This window comes from Stenotrophomonas sp. YJH_SMC_69, from assembly GCF_059370495.1.
Window position 1 is genome coordinate 182823 of the sequence record NZ_JCAFTS010000001.1, and the last position, 22036, is coordinate 204858.

24 protein-coding genes are annotated in these 22036 nt (G+C 66.9%); 15 read left to right on the plus strand and 9 right to left on the minus strand.

From position 1 onward, the window contains the following. Positions 1-68 precede the first annotated feature (68 nt). The 6 genes from AC5P8F_RS00875 (at position 69) to AC5P8F_RS00900 (ending at position 5326) form a co-directional block, all read left to right on the plus strand. Entirely contained in the window at positions 69-395 is a 327-nt protein-coding gene (locus AC5P8F_RS00875; protein WP_069117468.1) for a nuclear transport factor 2 family protein, read from the plus strand. Continuing rightward, positions 392-1174, plus strand: a complete 783-nt coding sequence (locus tag AC5P8F_RS00880; protein WP_075076561.1) for an SDR family oxidoreductase — start codon at positions 392-394, stop codon at positions 1172-1174. The genes AC5P8F_RS00875 and AC5P8F_RS00880 overlap by 4 nt, the downstream gene beginning before the upstream one ends. Positions 1175-1384: 210 nt before the next feature. Beyond that, entirely contained in the window at positions 1385-2281 is an 897-nt protein-coding gene (locus tag AC5P8F_RS00885) for a TIM barrel protein (protein WP_197606134.1), read from the plus strand. A gap of 26 nt (positions 2282-2307) precedes the next feature. After that, entirely contained in the window at positions 2308-3993 is a 1686-nt protein-coding gene (locus AC5P8F_RS00890; protein ID WP_046429409.1) for a GMC oxidoreductase, read from the plus strand. Then, entirely contained in the window at positions 3993-4568 is a 576-nt protein-coding gene (locus tag AC5P8F_RS00895) for a gluconate 2-dehydrogenase subunit 3 family protein (protein ID WP_014646300.1), read from the plus strand. Before AC5P8F_RS00890 ends, AC5P8F_RS00895 begins: the two co-directional genes overlap by 1 nt. After that, the gene (locus tag AC5P8F_RS00900; protein WP_046429464.1) at positions 4568-5326 is read left to right on the plus strand and encodes a 3-keto-disaccharide hydrolase; all 759 of its coding nucleotides are present in this window, start codon (positions 4568-4570) and stop codon (positions 5324-5326) included. Before AC5P8F_RS00895 ends, AC5P8F_RS00900 begins: the two co-directional genes overlap by 1 nt. Positions 5327-5356: 30 nt before the next feature. On the opposite strand, the gene AC5P8F_RS00905 is transcribed toward AC5P8F_RS00900, so the two are convergent. From AC5P8F_RS00905 to AC5P8F_RS00925, 5 genes are read right to left on the minus strand one after another with little or no spacing between them, the layout of a single operon-like run. Further along, positions 5357-5653, minus strand: a complete 297-nt coding sequence (locus AC5P8F_RS00905) for a c-type cytochrome (protein ID WP_014646302.1) — start codon at positions 5651-5653, stop codon at positions 5357-5359. Between the two features lie 18 nt (positions 5654-5671). Next, complete coding sequence (locus AC5P8F_RS00910) at positions 5672-6535, minus strand: sugar phosphate isomerase/epimerase family protein (protein ID WP_495227548.1); 864 nt, start codon at positions 6533-6535, stop codon at positions 5672-5674. Positions 6536-6554: 19 nt separating this feature from the next. After that, positions 6555-7679: a Gfo/Idh/MocA family protein gene (locus AC5P8F_RS00915; protein ID WP_495227549.1), complete on the minus strand. Its 1125-nt coding sequence runs from the start codon at positions 7677-7679 to the stop codon at positions 6555-6557. Positions 7680-7691: 12 nt separating this feature from the next. After that, on the minus strand, positions 7692-8909 hold the full coding sequence (locus AC5P8F_RS00920) for a nucleoside permease (RefSeq protein WP_014646305.1): 1218 nt from the start codon (positions 8907-8909) through the stop codon (positions 7692-7694). 27 nt (positions 8910-8936) lie between these two features. After that, entirely contained in the window at positions 8937-9989 is a 1053-nt protein-coding gene (locus AC5P8F_RS00925; protein WP_049441133.1) for a sugar phosphate isomerase/epimerase family protein, read from the minus strand. 95 nt (positions 9990-10084) lie between these two features. On the opposite strand from AC5P8F_RS00925, the gene AC5P8F_RS00930 reads away from it, so the two are divergent. The 4 genes from AC5P8F_RS00930 (at position 10085) to AC5P8F_RS00945 (ending at position 15327) form a co-directional block, all read left to right on the plus strand. Next, a complete protein-coding gene (locus tag AC5P8F_RS00930) occupies positions 10085-11092 on the plus strand; it encodes a LacI family DNA-binding transcriptional regulator (RefSeq protein WP_046429416.1) in 1008 nt (335 codons plus the stop codon). Positions 11093-11235: 143 nt separating this feature from the next. Further along, complete coding sequence (locus AC5P8F_RS00935) at positions 11236-12288, plus strand: sensor domain-containing diguanylate cyclase (RefSeq protein ID WP_014646308.1); 1053 nt, start codon at positions 11236-11238, stop codon at positions 12286-12288. A gap of 106 nt (positions 12289-12394) precedes the next feature. Then, positions 12395-13420: an AI-2E family transporter gene (locus AC5P8F_RS00940; protein WP_032961540.1), complete on the plus strand. Its 1026-nt coding sequence runs from the start codon at positions 12395-12397 to the stop codon at positions 13418-13420. Positions 13421-13584: 164 nt separating this feature from the next. Then, positions 13585-15327, plus strand: a complete 1743-nt coding sequence (locus tag AC5P8F_RS00945; protein WP_111205860.1) for a GGDEF domain-containing protein — start codon at positions 13585-13587, stop codon at positions 15325-15327. 9 nt (positions 15328-15336) lie between these two features. Here AC5P8F_RS00945 and AC5P8F_RS00950 read toward each other — a convergent pair whose 3' ends face one another. Both AC5P8F_RS00950 and AC5P8F_RS00955 read right to left on the minus strand, forming a co-directional pair. Next, positions 15337-15843, minus strand: coding sequence for a PaaI family thioesterase (locus AC5P8F_RS00950; protein ID WP_046429424.1), 507 nt, complete (start codon positions 15841-15843; stop codon positions 15337-15339). A gap of 36 nt (positions 15844-15879) precedes the next feature. After that, positions 15880-16317 carry a hypothetical protein gene (locus AC5P8F_RS00955; protein ID WP_046429425.1) on the minus strand — a complete coding sequence of 146 codons (438 nt, stop codon included), beginning with the start codon at positions 16315-16317 and terminating at the stop codon, positions 15880-15882. Positions 16318-16602: 285 nt separating this feature from the next. Between AC5P8F_RS00955 and AC5P8F_RS00960 the strand changes: the two genes are divergently transcribed. After that, complete coding sequence (locus tag AC5P8F_RS00960) at positions 16603-17034, plus strand: pyridoxamine 5'-phosphate oxidase family protein (protein ID WP_046429427.1); 432 nt, start codon at positions 16603-16605, stop codon at positions 17032-17034. A gap of 38 nt (positions 17035-17072) precedes the next feature. On the opposite strand, the gene AC5P8F_RS00965 is transcribed toward AC5P8F_RS00960, so the two are convergent. Beyond that, positions 17073-18467: a DUF2867 domain-containing protein gene (locus AC5P8F_RS00965; protein ID WP_495227550.1), complete on the minus strand. Its 1395-nt coding sequence runs from the start codon at positions 18465-18467 to the stop codon at positions 17073-17075. Between the two features lie 24 nt (positions 18468-18491). After that, the gene (locus tag AC5P8F_RS00970; protein WP_004147836.1) at positions 18492-18803 is read right to left on the minus strand and encodes a metalloregulator ArsR/SmtB family transcription factor; all 312 of its coding nucleotides are present in this window, start codon (positions 18801-18803) and stop codon (positions 18492-18494) included. A gap of 129 nt (positions 18804-18932) precedes the next feature. Here AC5P8F_RS00970 and AC5P8F_RS00975 point away from each other — a divergent pair, with 129 nt between their 5' ends. From AC5P8F_RS00975 to AC5P8F_RS00990, 4 genes are all read left to right on the plus strand, one after another. After that, on the plus strand, positions 18933-19514 hold the full coding sequence (locus AC5P8F_RS00975) for an NMCC_0638 family (lipo)protein (RefSeq protein WP_032960801.1): 582 nt from the start codon (positions 18933-18935) through the stop codon (positions 19512-19514). A 209-nt stretch (positions 19515-19723) separates the two neighbouring features. Next, positions 19724-20191, plus strand: coding sequence for a DUF2975 domain-containing protein (locus AC5P8F_RS00980; RefSeq protein ID WP_041864087.1), 468 nt, complete (start codon positions 19724-19726; stop codon positions 20189-20191). Next, entirely contained in the window at positions 20191-20415 is a 225-nt protein-coding gene (locus AC5P8F_RS00985; protein ID WP_012479411.1) for a helix-turn-helix domain-containing protein, read from the plus strand. Before AC5P8F_RS00980 ends, AC5P8F_RS00985 begins: the two co-directional genes overlap by 1 nt. 43 nt (positions 20416-20458) lie before the next feature. Next, positions 20459-22000 carry a TerC family protein gene (locus AC5P8F_RS00990; protein ID WP_053494605.1) on the plus strand — a complete coding sequence of 514 codons (1542 nt, stop codon included), beginning with the start codon at positions 20459-20461 and terminating at the stop codon, positions 21998-22000. The last annotated feature ends 36 nt before the right edge of the window (positions 22001-22036 follow it).

Here is a 22036-nt window from a genome sequence, read left to right on the forward strand (position 1 = left end):
ATTATAGGGCATTCACTTAACCGACCTGCGTGCACATCCTGAGCGCCTGACCACTGCAGGAGCCAGGAATGAATGCGTTGACCCTCCCAGAACCCATTGCCGCGTACTTCGCGGCCGAACATGACCCTGAACTGCTGGCGCGTTGTTTTGCCGCCCAGGCTGTGCTGAAGGACGACGGGCACACCCTCGTCGGCGTCGACGCCATCAAAGCCTTCCTGGCCGAGGCATCGGCCAAATACAGCGCCACCAGCGTGCCGAGCGCCATCGAACGGCAGGAGAAACACCACGTTGTCCGTGCCATCGTGAGCGGTAACTTCCCCGGCAGTCCGATTCTGCTGAGCTACCGTTTCGAACTGGAACGGGGCCTGATCGCATCGCTGGAGATCACGGCATGAGCTTCGATCTTCAACTCGGTGGCCTGCGGGCCGTGGTGACCGGCGGCACGGCCGGTGTGGGGGCGGCCGTGGTCAGGACCCTCGCCGAGGCCGGGGCCAGGGTAATGACGTCGGCGCGCAGCCTGCCGGCACGCCCGGTGGAAGGAGTCGCCTACGTAGCCGCCGATCTGTCGACGGCCGAGGGCACCGGCATTTTCGCCCACGCCGTGCTGCAGGCATGGGGCGGCGCAGACATCCTGGTCAATGTGCTGGGGGGATCAAAGACACCTGCCGGTGGCTTCGCAGCGATCAGTGATGCGCACTGGCTTGCCGAGCTGAACCTGAATCTGATGCCGGCGGTCCGCCTGGATCGTGCCTTGCTGCCATCCATGCTCGCGCAGAGCGCTGGCGTGATCATCCACGTCAGTTCGATCCAGCGCATGCTGCCTCTGCCGGAGTCCACCACCGCCTACGCCGCCGCCAAAGCGGCACTCACGACCTACAGCAAGTCGCTTTCACGAGAGGTCACCCCCAAGGGCGTGCGGGTGCTGAGCGTAGCGCCGGGCTGGATCGAGACAGAAGCATCCAGGGAATTTGCAGAACGGATCGCTGCGGAAGCGGGAACCGACTATGAAGGAGGCAAGAAGGTGGTCATGGACTGGCTCGGCGGGATTCCGGTGGGACGGCCCGCGGCACCGCAGGAGGTGGCCGATCTGATTGTGTTCCTGGCGTCTCCCCGGTCGGCGTCGATTGCCGGAACGGAGTATCGGATCGACGGCGGCACGGTTTCGACCCTGTAGCCAACAGGCGTCGTCCTGCTCCCACCGCCAGAAGGAAAGCCCCGCTCACGCGGGGCTTTTGTTTTCCAGGTCGGTTGCGGAGTTGTGCCTCGCAGCATTGATTTTCGTGCACTGCGACTTGCAAACACACAAATTCCTCCCCTATGGTGCAATCGATTGCATTGCAGTGAATCCTCAGTGTTTGATGTCGGTTGGGAGGCCGGCAGGTGGATGTCCATCCATTCGATCAGACCGGCTCCGGCGACGGGCCTCACGCGGCGTGATGCGTTGCGCATGGCGGTTGCTGGAGGCGTAGCCCTGGGTACTGCGGGAGCGTTGCCTGCATTCGCCGCCACCGCAGCGCTCAAGGGCAACCTGAAGCACTCCGTCGCACGCTGGACCTTCCCGCAGCTGTCGGTCGCCCAGCTCTGCACGACGGTGAAGCACATCGGCTTCGCCGCCATCGACCTGGTCGGCCCGGAAGACTGGCCCACGCTGAAGGCGAACGGCGTCTACAGCTCGATGTGCAATGGCGCGGAGCTGGGCCTGACCAAGGGCTTTGCCGGCCGCGAATTCCACGACCCGCTGGTGGAGCGCTACACGCGGCACATCGACCTGGTCGCCGATGCCGGTTACCGCAACCTCATCTGCTTCTCCGGCAATCGCAACGGCATGGACCCGCAGGACGGCATGGCCAATGCCGAGGCGGGCCTCAAGCGCATCCTCGGGCATGCCGAGAAGCGCGGCGTGGTGCTGGTGATGGAGCTACTGAACTCCAGGGTCGATCACCACGACTACCTGTGCGATCACTCGGCCTGGGGCGTGGAGCTGTGCCAGCGGCTCGGCTCGGACAACTTCGGCCTGCTCTACGACATCTACCACATGCAGATCATGGAGGGCGACATCATCGCCACCATCGGCAAGCATCACGCCTGCTTCAAGCATTACCACACTGCAGGCGTGCCGGGCCGGAACGAGATTGGAGACCAGCAGGAGCTCCACTATCCGGCCATCTGTCGCGCGATCCGCGACACCGGTTTCAAGGGGTATCTGGCGCAGGAATTCACGCCTGCAGCGCCCGATCCCGTTGCCTCATTGCGCGAGGCGATCCGCCTCTGCGACGTCTGAAACGATATCCACCCAGGTGAGAGACCATGGCAGATAATCACTACGACGCCATTGTTGTTGGCTCGGGAATCAGTGGCGGTTGGGCAGCGAAGGAGCTGACCGAGAAGGGCCTGAAGGTCCTGATGCTGGAACGCGGGCGCAACATCGAGCACGTCAAGGACTACGTCAATGCGATGAAGGAAGCGTGGGACTTCCCGCATCGCAACCGGCCGACGCAGGCGATGAAGGCCGCCTTCCCGGTGCTGATGCGCGACTACGGCCTGGCCGAGAACCTGGAAGGAATGTGGGCCAACGAGCAGGACTCACCCTACATCGAAACCAAGCGCTTCGACTGGTTCCGTGGCTACCACGTAGGCGGGCGCTCGCTGATGTGGGGCCGGCAGAGCTATCGGTTTTCCGACCTGGACTTCGAAGCGAACCTCAAGGATGGCATCGCCACCGACTGGCCGATCCGCTATGCCGACATCGCGCCGTGGTACGACCATGTAGAGAGGTTCGCCGGCATCGCCGGCACGCGCGAAGGACTGGACGTGCTGCCGGACGGCGAGTTCCTGCCGCCGATCCCGTTGAACATCGTCGAGAAGGACGTGGCCGCGCGGATCAAGAAGGCCTTTGGCGGAACGCGGCACATGATCCACTCGCGCACCGCCAACATCACCCAGCCGATGCCCGAGCAGGGGCGCGTGAACTGCCAGTACCGCAACAAGTGCATCCTGGGCTGTCCCTTCGGTGCCTATTTCTCGACCCAGGCGGCGACGCTGCCAGCGGCGATGAAGACCGGCAACCTGACCTTGCGGCCGTTCTCGATCGTCAAGGAAGTGCTCTACGACAAGGATCGCAAGCGTGCGCGCGGCGTGGAGGTGATCGATGCCGAGACCGGGCAGACCTACCAGTACACCGCCAAGGTCATCTTCCTCAATGCATCGTCGTTCAATTCGACCTGGCTGCTGATGAACTCGGCGACCGATGTGTGGGAGGGGGGACTGGGTTCTTCGTCGGGCGAGCTAGGGCACAACGTGATGGACCATCATTTCGGTGCGGGCGCCTCGGGCCGGGTCGAGGGCTACGAAGACAAGTACTACTTCGGCCGCCGTCCGTGCGGTTTCTACATTCCGCGCTTCCGCAACGTCGCGGCCGACAAGCGCGGCTACCTGCGCGGGTTCGGTTACCAGGGCGGTGCCAGCCGCACCGGCTGGTCGCGCGAGATCGCCGAGCTCAACATCGGTGCCGACCTGAAGGAGGCGCTGACCGTACCGGGCGACTGGCGCATCGGCATGACCGGGTTCGGTGAAATGCTGCCGCACCACGACAATACGATCCGCCTGGACCACGACCGCAAGGACAAGTGGGGGCTGCCGGTGCTGGCGATGGACGTGTCCATGCGCGCCAACGAACTGGCGATGCGCAAGGACATGGCCGCCGATGCTGCCGAGATGCTGGAGGCGGCTGGCGTCAAGGACGTGAAGATGCACGACCACGACTATGCCCCGGGCAAGGGCATCCACGAGATGGGGACCGCACGCATGGGACGTGACCGGAAGAGCTCGGTATTGAACGCGCACAACCAGGTCTGGGATGCGCCCAACGTCTATGTGACCGACGGTGCCTGCATGACCTCCAGCGCCTGCGTGAATCCTTCGCTGACCTATATGGCGCTGACCGCGCGCGCGGCCGACCACGCGGTACGCGAACTGAAAGCGGGGAACCTCTGATGGATCGCCGCGAACTGTTGAAGATGATCGTTGCCGCCACCGGCGCGGCCATGGTCGGCCTGCCTGCGCTCGCGCAGGGAAACGCCGCTGCGGCACCGGTGAAGACCCTGTTCTCCGATGCCGACATCGGCACGCTGGACGAGATCGCCGAGACCATCCTGCCGCGGACCCGGACGCCAGGGGCGAAGGATGCCGGCGCTGGCCTGTTCATGGCGACCTTCGTCAGCGATTGCTACACCGCCCGGCAGCAGGCAACGTTCCGGGCAGGCCTGGTCGATATCGACAAGCGCGCCGGCGGCCGGTTTGTGGCGCTTGCGCCGGAAGCCCGCACCCAGTTGCTGCGAACGCTGGACGCCGAAGCCAAGGCGCGCTCTGCCGACGTGACCGAGACCGGTACGCCTGAAGAGGGCGAGGCGATGCCGCATTACTTCACGATGATCAAGCAGCTGGCCATCTTCGGCTTCTTCACCTCCAAGGTCGGGGCGACCGGCGTGCTGCAGTACGTCGCGGTGCCCGGCCGCTACGACGGCGACCTCGCCTATGTCCCCGGTACGCCCGCGTGGGGGACCAGCTGATGGACACCACCCTGATGATCCGCCCTGCGTTGATCACTGTTGGCCTGCTGGCCGCTGCATCTGCATTCGCGCAGGACAGTGCCGACGCTGCGCGCGACCCGAAGAAGACCGAAGTGTGGACCCCCGTGCCCGCTGTCGTGGCCACGCCGCCAGGCAAGGCCCCCTCCGACGCGATCGTGCTGTTCGATGGCAAGGATGTCTCCGCGTGGGAATCGGAGCAGGGCGGACGCGTGCCCTGGAAGGTTGCCGGGGGCGCCATGACCGTCGTTCCGGGCAGCAAGGGCATCCGCACCCGGCAACGCTTCTGCGATGTCCAGCTGCATGTGGAGTGGCGCACGCCCACTGACACGAAGGGCTTCGACGGCCAGAACCGGGGCAACAGCGGGATCTTCCTGCAGGAACTGTATGAACTGCAGGTGCTCGACAGCTACAACAACCCGACCTATGCCAATGGCCAGGCGGGCTCCATCTACAAGCAGGCCATGCCGCGGGTGAATGCCTCGCGCGCGCCGGGCCAGTGGCAGGCCTACGACATCATCTGGAAGGCACCGCGCTTCTCGGTGGGCGGTGGGCTTGTGTCGCCCGCGCGCATCACGGTGCTGCACAACGGCGTGCTGGTGCAGGATGACACCGTGCTGGCAGGCAAGACCGAGTACATCGGGGCGCCCTCGTATTCGCCCCATGCGTGTGCGCCGCTCTATCTGCAGGAGCATGACTCCAGGGTCAGTTACCGCAACATCTGGGTGCGCGAGCTGTAGTGGCATGCGGCTGGCGTGGCCGCCGGCCGCTTACTTCGCCAGGTAGCTGGCGATATCGTCGATCTCCTGCTGTGACAGCTGGGAGAAGGGCGGCATCAGGCCGCCGCCCTTGCTGATCTTTTCCTTGATCTGTGCAGGTGCCATGCGCTTGCCGATGTCGGTGAGTGCCGGGAACGCGCCCGGCATGCCCGCGCGATCGGCGCCGTGGCAGGCCACGCAGTTCGCGGTGTAGAGCTTTGCTCCCGCAGCCGGGTCGCCCTTGCACCAGGCGGCTGTCGCAACACTCATGCCGCTCAGGGCCACCGCCATTGCCAGGATCATTTTCATGTGGGGCTCCTTGATGCGTCAGCGCCGCGCACGGGCAGGCGTATTGGTGGTCAGGTGTTCACGCAGATAGTCGGCGCCGGCCTGGACGACCTTGGCCGGCTCGCGTGGCTGGTCGTGCTCGATGATGTACCAATGCACGCCAGCGACCGCCGCAGCAGGCAGGATCGCGTTCCAGTCCAGTACGCCCTGGCCCACCGCAGCGAATCCGCCTTCGTCTTCGGCCTGGCCCTTGAGCGCATTGTCCTTGGCGTGTACCGCGAATACGTGGCCGCGGAACTTCCCCAGCATCACCGCCGGGTCCAGGCCCGCACGCGCAACCCAGGCCAGGTCCAGCTCGGTCTGCAGGTCGGGGCCGGCGGCGGCGAACAGCAGTTCCAGCCCGGTCCTGCCATCGAAGTCGACCAGCTCGAAGTCGTGGTTGTGATAGGCCAGGCGCATGCCCTTGCCGCGCACCTGTTTCGCGATCCGGCCCAGTTCCTGTCCCAGGGCGGTCCAGCCGGCGGCATCGCTCGGGCGTTCCTTCCTGTCCAGGTACGGCACCACCAGCGTGGTGTTGCCGATCGACCGGTTGAAGGTCACCACCCCATCCAGGTTGCTGCGCAGCTCGGCCAGCGGCACATGCGATGAAATGGCCTTGATCGAATACCGGTCCAGCAGCTGCTTCAGTTCCGCGGCACTGACGTTCTGCGTGCCGACGGTTTCCACCGCGTGCACACCGGCATCGTGGACGATCTTCAACTGTTGCTCGAGCGAGCCGGCATCGCGCAGGGTGTACATCTGCACTGCGATCGGCTTCTGCGCGCTGGCGGCTTCGACTGCGAAGGCGGGCAGCGCCGCGAGCAGCAGGACGAGGCTTGCACTTCGACGGACAAGGGCTTTCATCAACAGATCCTCCCGGGATTCAACCGATGGTGGTCCAGGCGCGTGACCTGGCCGATGCAATGACGCGATCAACGATCCGCGCCGAACGCATGCCGTCCTCGAAGGTGGGCAGGCCCTGCGGCCGCTCGCCGTCGATGGCGCGATAGGTGTCGGCGACAAACGCCTCGAAGCACTGGGCGTAGCCCTGCGCGTGCCCGGCCGGCAGCGCCGACAACCGGCGCTGTTCGGCAGTGCCCGCGCCGGGCCCGCGCACGAAGATTTCCTCGCGCTGGTCGGGCAGGCCGATCCACAGCCGCTCGGCGTCCTCCTGGTCGAAGGCGATGCTGGCGTTGGCGCCGTCGATCTCGAACCAGAGGCGGTTGCGGCGTCCGGCCGAAACCTGGCTCACCGTCAACGACGCCAGCGTACCGGCGCCGGTCCTGAACATCGCCGTCGCCACGTCCTCGCTCGCGACCGCCTGCGTCGCGCCGTTCGCTGCCGGTGTGCTGAAGCTCTGGCCGGTGACGGCGCTGCGTTCGGCGATCACCGTGGCAAACGCCGCGTTCACTTCGGTGAAGCGCTCGCCACTGACCCATTCGACCAGGTCGCACCAGTGCGAACCAATGTCGGCGAACACGCGCGAGGTGCCGCCCAGCGCCGGGTCCACGCGCCAGTTGTTGCTGGCCGGGTCCAGCAGCCAATCCTGCAGGTAACTGCCATGGATCAGGTGCAGCGGCCCCAGGTCACCCTGGGCGATGCGTGCACGGGCCTCGCGCACCACCGGGTGGTAGCGGTAGACGAAGGGGACGGTGGCAACCAATCCGGTCGAGGCGGCCAGTACCGCCAGCGCCTGCGCATCGTCCAGCGTCGTCGCCAGCGGCTTCTCGCAGATCACGTGCTTGCCGGCTTCCAGCGCAGCCTGTGCCATGGCGCGGTGCAGATGGTTGGGCGTGCACACGTGCACCACCTGTACCTGCGGATCGGCGATCACCTCCTCGATATCCCGGTAGGCGCGCGGGACATTCCAGGAGTGCGCTGCCTCATGCGCGCGCTGCGGTGACGAGGCGGCCACGCCGCGTACCTCGGCGCCGGCGAGCAAGGCCGCGCGGCGGTGCACGACGCCGATCATGCCGGTGCCGACGATGGCGATTCCAAGCTTGGGCATCGACGGGGATCCTCAGGGTGTGGAGGGCGCGGCCGCAGCCGCCGGCCGGTCGCGGAACAGCAGCAGGAAGGCGACCAGCACCACCAGCGCAACAGCGGCCGGGAACAGCCAGATCTGCTGCCAGTCGGGACCGGCCTCGGTGGTGAAGTGCTCCACCACCGCGCCGGACAGGAAGGTGCCGATCAACATGCCCACGCCATAGGTGGCCAGGGTGATGAACCCCTGTGCGCTGCTGCGCGCGGCAGGGCCGGCATGTGCATCGGTGTAGATCTGGCCGGTGACGAAGAAGAAGTCGTAGCAGATGCCGTGCAGCACGATGCCGATCACCAGCAGCGGGAAACCGCCACCTGCATCGCCGAAGGCGAACAGCGCGTAGCGCACCACCCAGGCGGCCATGCCGACCGCCAGCATGGTTTTCACCCCCAGCCGAACGAACAGGAACGGCATGGCCAGCATCAGCAGCACTTCGGAAACCTGGCCCAGCGACTGCAGGCCCGCCGCGCCGCGCACGCCGAGGTCGTTGAGATAGGGATTGGTGAAGTTGTAGTAGAACGACAGCGGGATGCAGATGGCGATGGAGGCCAGGAAGAACACCAGGTAGGCGCGCGACTTCAGCAGCCGCAGCGAATCCAGCCCCAGGATCTGCCCCAGCCCGGCATCGCGCTGCTGCGCCAGTGGCGGTGTGTGCGGCAGGGTGAACGCATACAGCCCGAGCACCAGCGACGCCGCCGCCGCCATCCGGAACGTCAGCTCAAGCCGATGCGCCTGTTCCCAGCCCAGCCAGCCGATCAGCACGCCCGCCACGATCCAGCCGATGCTGCCGGCCACGCGGACCAGCGGGAACTGCTTCTCGGGTGATTGCATGTGCCGCATGGCCACGCTGTTGGCCAGTGCCAGGGTCGGCATGAACAGCAACATGTAGCCCATGACGCACGCAGAGAACATGCTGAAGCTGGTTGCCGTGGACGCCAGCCACATCAGCGCGGCACCGGCCAGATGCAGTACCGCAAGAATGCGCTGCGCCGCGAAGTAGCGATCCGCGATCAGCCCGACCAGGAACGGCGCCACGATGGCACCGATCGACTGGCTGAGGAACGCGGTCGCCACCTGGCTCGCGCTGGCCTGCAGCGGGCCCTGCACCAGGTAGGTGCCCAGGGTGACGAACCACGCCCCCCAGATGAAGAACTGCAGAAACATCATCGCGCCCAGGCGCGACATGGCGTGCGTCATGGCTTGCCCTCCCGGGGCGGTCTTGGCTCAGATTCCCAGCATGCGGTGCAGTGATGCGGCGTCGGTGCCACTGTCGGCGAAGTCATCGAAGGCGCGTTCGGTCACGCGGATGAGGTGGTCGCGGATGAAGGCGGCACCCTCGCGCGCGCCGTCTTCCGGGTGCTTCAGGCAGCACTCCCATTCCAGTACCGCCCAGCCGGGGAAGTCGTACTGCGCGAACTTCGAGAAGATCGCCTTGAAGTCGATCTGGCCGTCACCGGGTGAACGGAACCGGCCCGGACGGTCGATCCAGTCCTGGTAGCCGCCGTACACGCCGCTGCTTGCGCTGGGGCGATGTTCCGCGTCCTTGACGTGGAAGATGCCGATGCGCGCGTGGTAGCGGTCGATGAAACCGAGGTAATCCATCTGCTGCAGCAGCAGGTGGCTGGGGTCGTACAGGATCTTCGCGCGGGGATGGTGGTCGACCTCATCGAGGAAGCGCTCGAAGGTCGCACCATCGTGCAGGTCCTCGCCCGGGTGGATCTCGAAGCACAGGTCAACGCCGCAGGCATCGAACGCATCCAGGATCGGGCGCCAGCGACGGCCGAGTTCGGCGAAGGCTTCTTCCACCAGTCCCGGCGGGCGCTGCGGCCAGGGGTAGAAGTAGGGCCAGGCCAATGCACCGGAGAACGTGGCATGCGCGGTCAGCCCCAGGCGCTGGCTGGCCTGCGCCGCCAGCCGCAGCTGCTCCACCGCCCAGGCCTGGCGGGCGGCCGGGTTGCCGCGCTTGTCCGGTGGCGCGAATCCGTCGAACAGGCTGTCGTAGGCAGGATGGACGGCAACCAACTGCCCCTGCAGGTGGGTCGACAGTTCGGTGATCTGCAGGCCGTGCCCGGCCAGCATGCCGGCAATGTCGTCGCAGTACGCCTGGCTGCGCGCCGCCTCCGCCAGGTCGAACAGGTGGGGCGCGGAGGTGGGGACTTGTACGCCAGAATAGCCCAGACCCGCGGCCCATCCGGCCAGCGTGTCCAGCCGATCAAAAGGAGCTGTGTCGCCGATGAACTGCGCCAGGAACAGCGCTGGACCCTTGAGCGTCTTCAACGTGATTCGCCCTCGATGCAATCGATTGCATTATCCTAGCAGGGGCTTACGCAGGACCTGTTGTGCAGTGCACAGCGGGCAGGAGGACTAACGCCATGGCCACCATCTACGACATCGCAAAACACGTCGGCGTGTCCGCCGGTACGGTGTCGCGCGCGCTTTCCCGGCCGGACAAGGTGCTGCCGGCCACCCGCGCGCGCATCGAGCAGGCCGCCGCCGCACTGGGCTATGTGCCCAACACGGTGGCGCGCACGCTCAAGACCCAGCGCAGCGGCAAGATCCTGGTCACCGTCCCGGACATCGCCAATCCGTTCTTCGCGCAGATCCTGCAGGGGGCGGAGGAGGCCGCGCAGGCGGTGGGCTATGCGGTCCTGCTGGGCGATACCCAGCATCAACCCGACCGCGAGGAGCGCTACGCGCAGATGCTCCGGCGCAACGAGGCCGACGGCATGATCGTGCTGGGCCATCGCCTGCCACCGACCGCGCGCGAGATCGTCGAGCAGCGCGGCGCCGCCGCACCGGTGGTCAACGGCTGCGAGTTCGACCCCGCGCTGGGCATCCCCAGCGTCCACATCGACAACGCCGCCGCCGCACGCGCGGTGATGGAGCATCTGTACGGGCTGGGACACGAACGGATTGCGGTGGTCGGCGGGCCGCCTGACAACCCCCTGCACCAGCAACGGCTGGAAGGGGTCCGCGCGGCCGGCAAGGCGCGTGGCCGCCTGCGCCAGCTGAGCATCGTGCCGGGTGACTTTTCCGTGGAATCCGGCCATGCAGCGGCGATGGCGCTGCTGGATGGCACGGCCGCGCCGACCGCGGTGTTCTGCTTCAGTGACCAGATGGCACTGGGAACCCTGGCCGCTTGCCGGGACCTGGGCATCCGCGTGCCGGACGAGCTGTCCGTAGTCGGCTTCGATGATCTGGCGTCCTCCCGCTACCTCACGCCCCCGCTGACGACCATCCGGCAGCCGATGCGGGAGATTGGCGAGCGTGCGGTCAACCTGCTGCTCGCCATCATCGAGCACGTCGATGTGCCGCTTCAGCAGACGCTGGAGTTCAGCTTCAAGCTGCGTGGCTCGACGGCTGCGCCCCGCCCCGGGTAACCACGGGAGCGGGAGGGGCAGCGGCAGCGGCCCGCGCGATATCGCGCAACCTTGATCCCGAATTGACGCAAAGCTGTCAGACTCATCGCAGGCAGCCCGGCAAGGGCCGTAGCACCAGGTGCGATCGCGCAAGGGGGTCGGCAATGCCATTCTTCACCGATTCGGCGGAAGGCGCGGTCGAAGGCATTGGCGCGGCACGTCGCATCGGCTGGATGCGTTTCGTCGGCAATGGGCTGGGGGCGATCCCCATCGCTTCGATCATGCTTGAACGCCATGACGGCGGGCTGGCCTGGGTCCTGCTGCTGCTCAACGCGCTGGCGTGGCCGGCACTGGCACTGCGGCTGACCCAGCGCTCCCGCCAGCCGGCGGTCGTCCAGTTCCGTTGCATGGTGGCCGACTCCTTCTTCGGCGGTGGCTGGATCGCCTTCATGGCGTTGAGCGCGGTGCCCAGCGCACTGTTCGCCGCGCTGCTGGTGGCCGACAAGATCGCCGCCGGTGGCGTGCGCCTGGCGATGCGCGCCACGCTGGCCCTGCTGCTGGGCTTCGCACTCACCTGGTGGTTGCTCGGCTTCCCTTACCAGCCGGTCACCTCGCAGCGCACGATCGTGCTGAGTGTCCCGTTCCTGTTCGTGTATGGCATCGGCCTCAGCATTCTCAGCTGGCAGCTGGCGCGCCGGGTCAAATCGCAGAACCGTCAGCTGCAGCGGCTCAGCCGGATGGACCCGCTGGTCGAGCTGGCCAACCGTGGCTTCCTGATCCTGCGTGCGCAGCAGGCGCTGGACCGGGCACAGGGCCAGGGCGGTTTTGCCTGCCTGCTGATGCTCGATGTGGATGATTTCAAGCGCATCAATGACTCGCATGGCCACCGCGCCGGTGACGAGGTACTGCGGCATATCGCGGCGACATTGCGCACCTTTGCCCGGCCCGGTGATACGCCCGCGCGGCTGGGGGGCGATGAGTTCGTGGTGCTGCTGCGCGACTGCGCACCCGTCGATGCGATGCACGTGGCCGAGCGGGTGCGCCTGCACCTGCTGGAGGCCGCGCAGCAGGCCACGCCGGGCGTGGAGTTCAGCGTCAGTATCGGCATTGCCGCCACACCGCGTGGCGGCAGTGTCGAGGACTGGTTGGCACTGGCCGACCGCGCGCTGTACCACGCCAAGCGGCAGGGCAAGAACACGGCCAGCTACGGCGAGTGAGTGCGGCACCGCCGCCGCCGAACGAGGGTGAAATGCCCGTTCATCCTGCACGCGGAATCGGCATGCCAATCCTCTACCATGGGCCACCCCGCCCGGACGCGCTCCCATGCAAGACGCTCTCGTTGCCCAGCCCAAACCCCCCATTCCAAGGATCGCGGCGTGGCTGATGATGCTGCTTGGCATGTGGCTGGCGCTGAAGCTCGGCCTGGTAGTGACCCTGCTGTCCGGCCTGCTGGTGTTCCAGCTGACGCACGTGCTGGCCTCCACCGTGGAGGGCAAGCTGCCGCCGGGGCGGGCACGGGCGATCGCAGTGATCGTGCTGTCGGCGATCATCATCAGCGGGCTGGTACTGGCCGGCATCGGCGTGGCCTCGTTCTTCCGCAACGAGACCGGCGGCCCGGACGCATTGCTGGCGCGCCTGATGGAGATCCTCAACACTTCGCGGCACCAGGTGCCGGCGCTGCTGCAACCCTACATTCCCGAAGACATGCCGGCGTTGCGCGCGGCGCTGAACGACTGGGCCGCCGAGCACCAGCGGCAGCTGGGCGTGGCCGGTACCTCGGTGGTACAGGTCGGTGTGCGCGTACTGATCGGTATGGTGCTGGGCGCGATGATCGCGCTGTATGACGAACTGCCGCTGCCGAAGATGGGCCCGCTGGCGCAGGAGCTGGTCGGGCGCACCAGCCGCCTGGCCACCGCGTTCCGCCAGGTGGTGTTCGCGCAGGTGAAGATCTCGCTGCTCAACACCGTGTTCACCGCCATCTTCCTGCTGGGCGTGCTGCCGTTGTTCGGCGTGCACCTGCCGCTGTCCAAGACCTTGGTGCTGATCACCTTCCTGGCCGGCCTGCTGCCGGTGGTGGGTAACATCATTTCCAACACGATCATCGCCATCGTCGCGCTGTCGGTCTCGTTCTATGTGGCGGTGGCGGCGCTGCTGTACCTGATCGTGATCCACAAGCTGGAGTACTTCCTCAACGCGCGCATCGTCGGTGGCGAGATCCAGGCGCGTGCCTGGGAGCTGCTGCTGGCCATGCTGGTGATGGAGGCGGCCTTCGGCCTGCCGGGCCTGGTCGCCGCACCGGTGTTCTATGCCTACGTGAAGCGCGAACTGGTCGACCAGCGCTGGATCTGACGCGGCGGGGCATGACGTAATTTGCCCCGATTCGACAACCCGTGCGGCCTTTGTCGGTGCGTTCGCGGCGGGCGCGGTATACCCATGGCAACGATTGATCCGGTAGCGGCTTGGCGCCTGTGCAGGCGGCCGCTACAGTGTTGTGCACTACAGGGGAAATGTGCATGGCCCGCAAGGCGTCGCCCATCGGATTGCGGACCTGGGTCTGGATCCTGGCCGGGCTGTTCGTAGTCTGTACGCTGCCATTGATGGCCATCGCGCTGGTGCAGGGCACGCTGCGCTTCACTGCCGCCGAGGACAACCTGGTCAGCCTGCGCCAGTTGCGGCAGACCTTCGACCTGGCCAACCTGGTGTCGGCCGAGCGCGGCCCCGCCAACAGCCTGCTCGGGGCCAACACGGCCGATGCGGGCGAACAGGCCCGGCTGGCGGCGGAGCTGGCAGTCGCGCGCAAGCGGGTCGATACCGCCCTGCAACGCCTGGACACCGTGTTCAACGCTGACCCGGGCGTGGTCGACGAACACGGGCTGCTGGCCGATGCGCAACGTCGCCTGCAATCGGCGCGGGCCGCGGTGGACCGGGTGGCGGCACAGCCGCATGGCGCGCGCCAGGTGGAGGACGTGGAGCGCGCGATCAGCAGCATGTTCGCCGTGGTTGATCGCCTGCACGTGCTGAGCTCGGCGCAGATCAACGTACTGGTCAGCGCCGACCGCGAAGCAGCGATTCCGGCGATGCAGGGCCAGGTGCTGATCGACCTGCGCGAGCATGGCGGCCGCCTGGCCTCGAACGTGATGGCGCCGGTGGCGGTACCGGGGGCCTGGCGTGACGAACAGGTGCGGGCGGCATTGCAGACCGAAGGCCGCCTGCTGGAGCTGTGGCGGCTGGCAGGCAGCCATGAAGCGGTGTTCCGCAGTGATCCGGCGCTGTCCTGGCATTGGGACATGGCGCGCCGGCAGTTCTTCGGCGAATCGCTGCCGATGATCGAACAGTTGATCGAGGATGGCCGGCGCGGCGTGCCGCCGCCGTGGACCTCCGCCGAATTCACCACCCGCTACGTGCCGACCCTGCGGTCGCTGGAAGCGCTGCGGGACGGCTACCTGAGCGTGTCCATCGCCCGTTTCGAGCGCACCCGCAATCGCGAAGCGACGCGCCTGGTGGTGCTGGTGGCGACGGTGCTGGGCACGCTGGTGGTGCTGGGCGTGGCGCTGCGCATCGCGCATCTTCAGATCCTGCGGCCGCTGCTGCAGGCGCAGAAGCAGGTCATCCAGATCGCCTCGGAAGCGCCCGGCCCGGAGCAGCATGTGACCCACCCGCTGGCCGAGATGCAGCGCCTGTTCGATGCCATCGAAGTGCTGCGCGAGAAGTCGCGCGAGCGCTCGGCATTGACCAGCGAGCTGCGCCAGCTGGCCGGCACCGATGAGCTGACCGGGCTGTTGAACCGGCGCGCGCTGGACGAGTTGGTGCAGCAGCGTCATGCCGACGGTGGCAACAGCGCGGTGGTGATCCTGCTGGACGTGGACCGCTTCAAGGCGATCAACGATGGCCACGGGCATGATGCCGGTGACGAAGTGCTGGTGCAGGTGGCGCAGCTGCTGCAGCGCCACCTGCGCCGCAGCGACAGCATTGCCCGCTATGGTGGCGAGGAGTTTCTCGTGTTGCTGGCCGACGGTGATCTGGCCGGTGGCCGCCAGCTGGCCGAGTCGCTGCGGGTGGCGCTGCAGCGGCTGGACATCGCCCTGGTCGGTGGCAAGGTGCTGCGCGTCACCGCCAGCTTCGGTGTGGCCGAGGGCGGCACCGATGCGCTGGGCTGGCGCACCCTGCTGCGTGCCGCCGACGCGGCCATGTACCAGGCCAAGGCGCAGGGCCGCGACCGCGTGCGCGTGGCCGGCGGCGGCCGCAACGCACGTTGACGGCACCCATCAGCCGATCTGCGCATGCACGCGCCGCAGCGTGCGCGCAATCATCCGGCGCGCGATGGGACGCGGCACCGAGAGTCCACGCCAGCGCAGCGCACCCACGCGGAAGGTGGCGCTGGCAGTGGCCAGCACCTTGCCGGCCGGGTCGGTCAGCCAGCCGCGGGTGAAGGCGATGCTGCCCTTGCTGTGCTCGACTTCGCCCCAGCCGATGATCCGCCCGGGCCGTGCGGGGCTGACGAAACTGGTCTTGGATTCGACCGTGACCGCGATGCGGTTGGCAGGCAGGGTGGCGTAGATCGCTGGCCCCATGCAGTCGTCCAGCATCGCTGACAGGAAACCGCCCTGCACGTTGCCCATCGGGTTGGTGAGCACCGGCCCGGCCTCGAACTCGACCTGGATGCGGCGCAGTGCATCGTCGTAACCGACGAAGCGCCAGCCGAGCAGGGTGCCGGCCTGGGAGCGTGGAAGATCACCGTTGACCACGCTGTAGAAGATCGATTCGGGATTCATCGTGGAGCCTCGCGGGGGAGAGGGGAGAAAAAGAACTCACTGCGGTAGCGACAACAGGGCCAGCACGAATCCGATGACCGACAGCAGCACCACCGCGGCGCCGGCGGGCACCGGTGTACGCGCACCGGTGCGTCGCCGCACGCCGGAAGCGACCAGGACCGGCGGCAGGGTGGCGACCAGGCAGAACAGCTGGAACGCCAGCAGCTGCGGCAGTGCGAAGTGACCTCCGAAGAAGATCAACCAGGCCAGCATCACGCCGGCACCGGCCAGTGCGATCCAGGCAGCGCCGACCACGCGGATGAGTGCCATCAGCAGCACCTGCATGCGGGGGTCGATCTGTGCCCACGGCCTGTCCACGGCCTGGCCGTGGTAGGGCATGAAGTCGGAGCGTTTCAGATAGGCCGCAGCAAACAGGCAGACAATGAAGAACGCCAACAGGTAGCAGCCGAACGCGAGCCAGGCGGACAGGTCCATGTGGAGGCCATGCGGTTGCGGAGGAAAGGCCGCGTTTGTACCGGCAGCCATGCCGGTCGCGCCACGGGGTTGCGCGATTCTGGGGCAGCACGCCGTTAGGGGCGTGTCGCGGCTTGCAGGGCCGTTCCTCCATCTGCCGTTAACGCCAGTGTGGTGGTGAGGAATGCGTCACGTACGCGCCATGCGCTCTATCTCGTTTCCTGTGAAGAGGCCGCAACTACCCCTCCACGCCCAGGTCACCGCGCTGCGCAGACGCTGGGATTCCATTCCATGAAGGACGACGCCATGACCCAGCTCACCCTGCCCGAACTGGCCAGGAAAATGGCCGGCATTGATTTCAGCCTGCTGCAGACCCACGCCGGTGGAGAGATTGCCGGCCGTCCGATGAGCAACAATGGCGACGTGGACTATGACGGTGACAGCTGGTTCTTCACCACCGAAGACACCGACATGGTGCGCGAGATTGAAGCTGACCCCGCCGTTGCGCTGGGTTTTTCCGGCAGCAAGTCGCTGCTGGGCAAGCCGCCGCTGTTCGTGCACGTGCAGGGCAGGGCTGTGCTGGTGCGCGACCGGGCCACGATGAGCCAGCACTGGGTGAAGGACCTGGAGCGCTGGTTCGAACAGGGCGTGGATACACCGGGACTGGTGCTGATTCACGTGCGCGCCAGCCGCATCCACTACTGGGATGGCGAGGACGAGGGCGAAATCGTGATCTGACCGGAACCGCGCAGCGCCCGGCGCATCGCGTTCCAGGGTCAGCAGCGCGCAGGGTGTGCTGCCGGATCCTCAAGGTTGGCCAGTTCCGGTGCCAAGGCGTGCTCCACCGCACGCCGCAGCAGTGCCGGTGCGACATAGTGCCGGTGCCCGGCGTCGATCAGGGCCATGTACATGCCGCCGAACGCATTGAGGGTCTGCACGCGTGAGCCCAGGCTGATCTCGACATGTCCATCGCGATGCCGCTGCACGCGCACGCTGCTGCGGAAACGCAGGTGCCGATCGTCGGCGCCGAGCAGGACTTCGGCGTCGTTGTCCTGCGTATCGATGTGCGAATCCAGCACCGGGAATCGACCAGCGAACAACCGGCTGCGATCGGTCGACAGCAATGACGACACCGGGCATCCCAGCGGCGACGTGCGCAACCGCAACGGTGCCACCAGTCGGTTTCGCAGCGCCATCAGCTGGCCTACGCCGCTGGGTGGATTGCGCAGGAAGCCCTCCAGTACGTCGGCCAGCAGCGCCGACGCGGAACGGTGGAGCACCTGCGAGGGTTCCAGGCACAGGGTGGTCAGGTCCTGGTAGTGGCTGTGCGGCAGCGCTGTGGTCAGCAGGCCATCGGTGGGCGCGGGCCGTGAATGGATGGGATAGGCCGGTGTGGCACGTTCGACGAACCCGCGCAGCGGCCGCATGGGGATGCGGCGCAGCGGGCCGAGCAGGGCACGGGTACGCGCGCACAGGTGTGCGCACACGCTGGGAGGTGCCGCCTGCAGCGACAGCTGCAACAGCGGTGCCGCCGCAAGCGAGGTGCACGAAGGCCAGTACGATTCCGGAAGCACCTCGGTCAGGCTGGGGATATCGGCGGCATTGCGCTCCACCTGCGCACGGGTCTGCTCGCTCATTCGGCCTGCCAGTTCATCGCTGTGGCAGGACAGCGCAAACAGCGCCGGATGTGCAGGATGGTTCGACGCGAACTGGTGCCAGGTGCCGCCGCCGAAGCGCACGGTAAACAGGCAGTCCGGTGGGATGCGGACGCGCCGAAGCGTGCGCGCGAAGGCACCAGGACCTGCTGCCAGCTGCGCGTCGGAGGCGGTAGCGAAACGCAGCTCGGCTCCCGCGCTGCCGGCGATGGCGGTGAACATGCGCGGGCCTGCATGGCGATGAAACGGGTGGCCACCGGCACCGACGGTGAAGCTGTACAGCGAGGAGGCATCCCCGTGCTGCAGGTGCATGCCACCCAGTCGCGCCGAAGGTTCATCCAACGCATCGATGAAGGCCGGGTGGTGGCGCTGACGCTGGCCGGCGTCACTCACCAGCGCGTCGCCGGCACCGATGCCGAGCTGCGCGATCAGGGTGACTTCGGTCGGACTGCCGCCGTCCTGTGCCGGAAGCTGCACTGCTGGAAACGAACGGCGATCGCGGGTCGAACCAGGCATGGTCATGCTCCTTGGCGGGGCGGATCAGCGGGCGGGGGACTTGCGGCGGGCGCGGGCTTCACGCTTGAGCGGGCCGCCGACCGGGCAGACTTCGGCCGCCCACGAGAACAACGTGTTGGCCAAACGGTCGGGTACCTGCCTGAAGTACACGAACTGGCCGCGTTTCTCGCGTTCGATCAGTCCGGCTTCCTCGAGGATGCGCAGGTGGCTGGACAACGCCGGCTTGCTGAAGTCGAAGCGCTCGGCCAGCTCGCCCGCGCTGAGCTCGCCGGCGCTGAGATAGGCCAGGATCTGCCGGCGGGCGGTGGAGGCAAGGGCTTCGAAGATGCGGTCCATGGAGAGTTAGTTAACTAATTCGTTAATTCATGTTGCTCCCGCAGCTTAGGACTGTCAAGCCATGACCCATTGCGCGGCGCGCCCGGGCTTTGCCATCCTCCCTGCTGTTTTCCGTAGCGTGGAATCCCGATGCGTCCTGCGTTCTGGCTGGCTTTGGCCCTGCTGCCCACCCTGGCGGTGGCGCAACCCGCGCGTACTCCCAAGGCCAAGGCCCCGGCGCAGGATCCCTTCAGCGAGTTGTTCGATACCGCCTGCATGCAGCACATCGGCGCGCCGGCGCGGTTGCAGTCGCTGATGGAATCCAACGGGCTGTCACCGCTGCAGCCTGCCGAAGCGGCAACGTTGCTGCAGGGGCAGTCGGGCGTGGCCTGGATGGTGCCGCTGGCCAGCGGCCGTTATGCGGTCAGCTGGGCCGACGATGGCACCTGCTCGGTGTATGCGGAAAAGGCCGAAGCGGCGGTGGTGCAGAAGGGCTTCGCACGGCTGGTGCAGGCGGCACCGAAGCCATTGCAGGCGCGCTCGCTGCCGGGCCGTGGTCCGCTGTCGGCCGACCAGGTGGCGATCCAATACGGCTGGGCCACGCCGGGGCAGGCCAAGCTGCAGGTGCGCTTCCGGCTGGTGACGCGGCAGGCGGCCGAGGCCGGCGTACAGGCGATGGCCTCGGTGACGCCGGGGGACGCGATGCTCGAACCCGCGGCTCCCACCCGATAACGCCTGCCGGGGCCCGCGCCCAGCCGGTGGACCATGCTCGCGATTCAGCCTTTCACGCAGGATGTGGTATATCGTTTATCGATAAATCCACCCTGGGGCGGCGAGGCCACCCCAATGCCGGAGGCCGCTTGACCGCTCGTCCCGCCCGCGCCAGACCCGCGCGAGGCTTGTTCACCCTGGCCCAGGCCGCCGTACAGGCCGTCCGGGCGATGTGCTGGCTGGGCATCCTGGCCGCACTGCTGGCGGTGCCACTGGTCGCCCATGACCGCCGCTGGCTGCTCGACAGCGTGCATGACGCCGAGGCCGCCGCCGCGCATGGCAACGACCTGTTCCTGCACTTCTGCCTGGGCCTGGGCGCGATCGTCGCGCTGCTGGTGCTGTGCCTGCTGTTCCTGCGCCATCTGCTGAGGCTGCTGAAGTCGGCGGCGCGCGAGCGGCCGTTCACCCATGCCAATGCACAGCGCCTGCAGCGCATGGCCTGGCTGATGCTGGCAATGGAACTGCTGTCGATCCTGATCGGTGCCTACGCGGCCTGGATGGGCCCGGATTTCACCTGGATGGAGGTGGGCGGCGGCATGTCGATCACTGGGCTGGTGGCGGTGCTGATGCTGTTCGTGCTCGCACGCGTGTTCGCCGTGGGCGCGGCGATGCGCGATGACCTTGATGGTGTCATCTGATGGCGATCGTCATCACCCTGGACCGCATGCTGCAGGCACGGGGCATGACCCTGTCCGAGCTGGCCGGGCGCATCGACATCACCCTGGCGAACCTGTCGATCCTGAAGACCGGCAAGGCGCGAGCCATCCGCTTTTCCACGCTGGATGCGATCTGCCGCGAGCTGCAGTGCACGCCCGGCGACCTGCTTGGGCATGACCCGGCGCAGGCGCAGGATGCCGACTGAGTGGACGCCCTTTTCCCTTACCCACTGACGAAACGGACCTGAAATGGAATGGTTGGCTGACCCCTCGATATGGATGGGCCTTGCAACCCTGGTCGTGCTGGAGATCGTTCTCGGCATCGACAACCTGGTGTTCATTGCGATCCTTGCCGACAAGCTGCCGCCGCACCAGCGCGACCGCGCGCGGGTGATCGGCCTGGCGCTGGCACTGCTGATGCGGCTGGTGCTGCTGGCGGCGCTGGCCTGGATCATGAAGTTGACCGAGCCGCTGGTGACCTTGTTCGACCACAGCTTCTCCGGGCGCGACCTGATCCTGCTGGGCGGTGGCCTGTTCCTGCTGTTCAAGGGCACCATGGAACTGCACGAACGGCTGGAAGGCCGCGAGCATCACGAGGATGGCAAGAAGGTCTATGCCAGCTTCGCGATGGTGGTGGCACAGATCGTGGTGCTCGACGCGGTGTTCTCGCTGGACTCGGTGATCACCGCCGTCGGCATGGTCGACAACCTGGGCGTGATGTATGCGGCCGTGACCATCGCCATGGCGCTGATGCTGCTGGCCAGCAAGCCGCTGACCCGCTTCGTCAACAAGCATCCCACCGTGGTGGTGCTGTGCCTGGGCTTCCTGCTGATGATCGGCTTCAGCCTGGTGGCTGAAGGCCTGGGCTACAAGATCCCGAAGGGCTACCTGTACGCAGCGATCGCTTTCTCGATCCTGGTCGAGGCGTTCAACCAGTGGGTGCGTTTCAACCGTGAGCGCAACGAGCGCCGCCAGCCGTTCCGCCAGCGCACCGCCGATGCCGTGCTGAGGATGCTGGGCGCGCGTCCAGCGAACGGCCACGAGGACGAAGGCGTGGACGAGCAGGTGGACGCCGACGAGCGCCTGCAGCCGGCGGAGCACGAAATGATCCGCAGCGTGCTGGGCCTGGCCGATCGTCCGGTGTCCAGCGTGATGACTGTGCGTGCCGACGTGCAATGGATCGACCTGGCGCGTGGTCAGGAGGATGTGGTGGCGCGCCTGGTGGCCTCGCCGCATACGCGCCTGCTGGTCGGCGACGGTGACCTGGACAGCCTGCGTGGCGTGGTGCAGAGCCGGGACGTGCTGGCCGACCTGCTGCAGGGCAAGCCACTGCAGCTGGAGGGCAACCTGCGCGAACCGCAGTACGTTCTGTCCACTGCCAGTGCGCTGCAGGCGCTGGAACTGATCCGCCAGCATCCGGTGCCGCTGGCGGTGGCGGTGGACGAGTACGGCAGCGTGGAGGGCCTGGTGACCGCCAACGACCTGCTGGCGGCGATTGCCGGTGACCTGGTCGATACCCAGGACGAGCGCTATGGCGTGGTGGCGCAGGGCGAGGATCAATGGGAGGCCGATGGTGCGCTGACCCTGGACGACCTGCAGCGTTTGGCGGGCGTGTCGCTGCCCCGCAGTGCCGACTACATGACCATCTCGGGTCTGGTGCTGGAGCAGCTGGGCCGCCTGCCGGACGTCGGCGACGCGGTGGAGGTGGCCGGCGTGCGCATCACCGTGCTGGCAATGGAGAAGCGCCGTATCGCCCGCCTGCGGGTGGAGCGCCTCGACGGAATGGCCTGACCGCCTGTTGTTGTAGAGCCGGGCCCATGCCCGGCT

Bases quoted from the DNA above. Each gene is read 5' to 3' on its own strand.
- AC5P8F_RS00875 (WP_069117468.1), top strand. From the start codon at position 69: ATGAATGCGTTGACCCTCCCAGAACCCATTGCCGCGTACTTCGCGGCC.
- AC5P8F_RS00880 (WP_075076561.1), top strand. From the start codon at position 392: ATGAGCTTCGATCTTCAACTCGGTGGCCTGCGGGCCGTGGTGACCGGC.
- AC5P8F_RS00885 (WP_197606134.1), top strand. From the start codon at position 1,385: ATGTCCATCCATTCGATCAGACCGGCTCCGGCGACGGGCCTCACGCGG.
- AC5P8F_RS00890 (WP_046429409.1), top strand. From the start codon at position 2,308: ATGGCAGATAATCACTACGACGCCATTGTTGTTGGCTCGGGAATCAGT.
- AC5P8F_RS00895 (WP_014646300.1), top strand. From the start codon at position 3,993: ATGGATCGCCGCGAACTGTTGAAGATGATCGTTGCCGCCACCGGCGCG.
- AC5P8F_RS00900 (WP_046429464.1), top strand. From the start codon at position 4,568: ATGGACACCACCCTGATGATCCGCCCTGCGTTGATCACTGTTGGCCTG.
- AC5P8F_RS00905 (WP_014646302.1), bottom strand. From the start codon at position 5,653: ATGAAAATGATCCTGGCAATGGCGGTGGCCCTGAGCGGCATGAGTGTT.
- AC5P8F_RS00910 (WP_495227548.1), bottom strand. From the start codon at position 6,535: ATGAAAGCCCTTGTCCGTCGAAGTGCAAGCCTCGTCCTGCTGCTCGCG.
- AC5P8F_RS00915 (WP_495227549.1), bottom strand. From the start codon at position 7,679: ATGCCCAAGCTTGGAATCGCCATCGTCGGCACCGGCATGATCGGCGTC.
- AC5P8F_RS00920 (WP_014646305.1), bottom strand. From the start codon at position 8,909: ATGACGCACGCCATGTCGCGCCTGGGCGCGATGATGTTTCTGCAGTTC.
- AC5P8F_RS00930 (WP_046429416.1), top strand. From the start codon at position 10,085: ATGGCCACCATCTACGACATCGCAAAACACGTCGGCGTGTCCGCCGGT.
- AC5P8F_RS00935 (WP_014646308.1), top strand. From the start codon at position 11,236: ATGCCATTCTTCACCGATTCGGCGGAAGGCGCGGTCGAAGGCATTGGC.
- AC5P8F_RS00940 (WP_032961540.1), top strand. From the start codon at position 12,395: ATGCAAGACGCTCTCGTTGCCCAGCCCAAACCCCCCATTCCAAGGATC.
- AC5P8F_RS00945 (WP_111205860.1), top strand. From the start codon at position 13,585: ATGGCCCGCAAGGCGTCGCCCATCGGATTGCGGACCTGGGTCTGGATC.
- AC5P8F_RS00950 (WP_046429424.1), bottom strand. From the start codon at position 15,843: ATGAATCCCGAATCGATCTTCTACAGCGTGGTCAACGGTGATCTTCCA.
- AC5P8F_RS00955 (WP_046429425.1), bottom strand. From the start codon at position 16,317: ATGGACCTGTCCGCCTGGCTCGCGTTCGGCTGCTACCTGTTGGCGTTC.
- AC5P8F_RS00960 (WP_046429427.1), top strand. From the start codon at position 16,603: ATGACCCAGCTCACCCTGCCCGAACTGGCCAGGAAAATGGCCGGCATT.
- AC5P8F_RS00965 (WP_495227550.1), bottom strand. From the start codon at position 18,467: ATGCCTGGTTCGACCCGCGATCGCCGTTCGTTTCCAGCAGTGCAGCTT.
- AC5P8F_RS00970 (WP_004147836.1), bottom strand. From the start codon at position 18,803: ATGGACCGCATCTTCGAAGCCCTTGCCTCCACCGCCCGCCGGCAGATC.
- AC5P8F_RS00975 (WP_032960801.1), top strand. From the start codon at position 18,933: ATGCGTCCTGCGTTCTGGCTGGCTTTGGCCCTGCTGCCCACCCTGGCG.
- AC5P8F_RS00980 (WP_041864087.1), top strand. From the start codon at position 19,724: ATGTGCTGGCTGGGCATCCTGGCCGCACTGCTGGCGGTGCCACTGGTC.
- AC5P8F_RS00985 (WP_012479411.1), top strand. From the start codon at position 20,191: ATGGCGATCGTCATCACCCTGGACCGCATGCTGCAGGCACGGGGCATG.
- AC5P8F_RS00990 (WP_053494605.1), top strand. From the start codon at position 20,459: ATGGAATGGTTGGCTGACCCCTCGATATGGATGGGCCTTGCAACCCTG.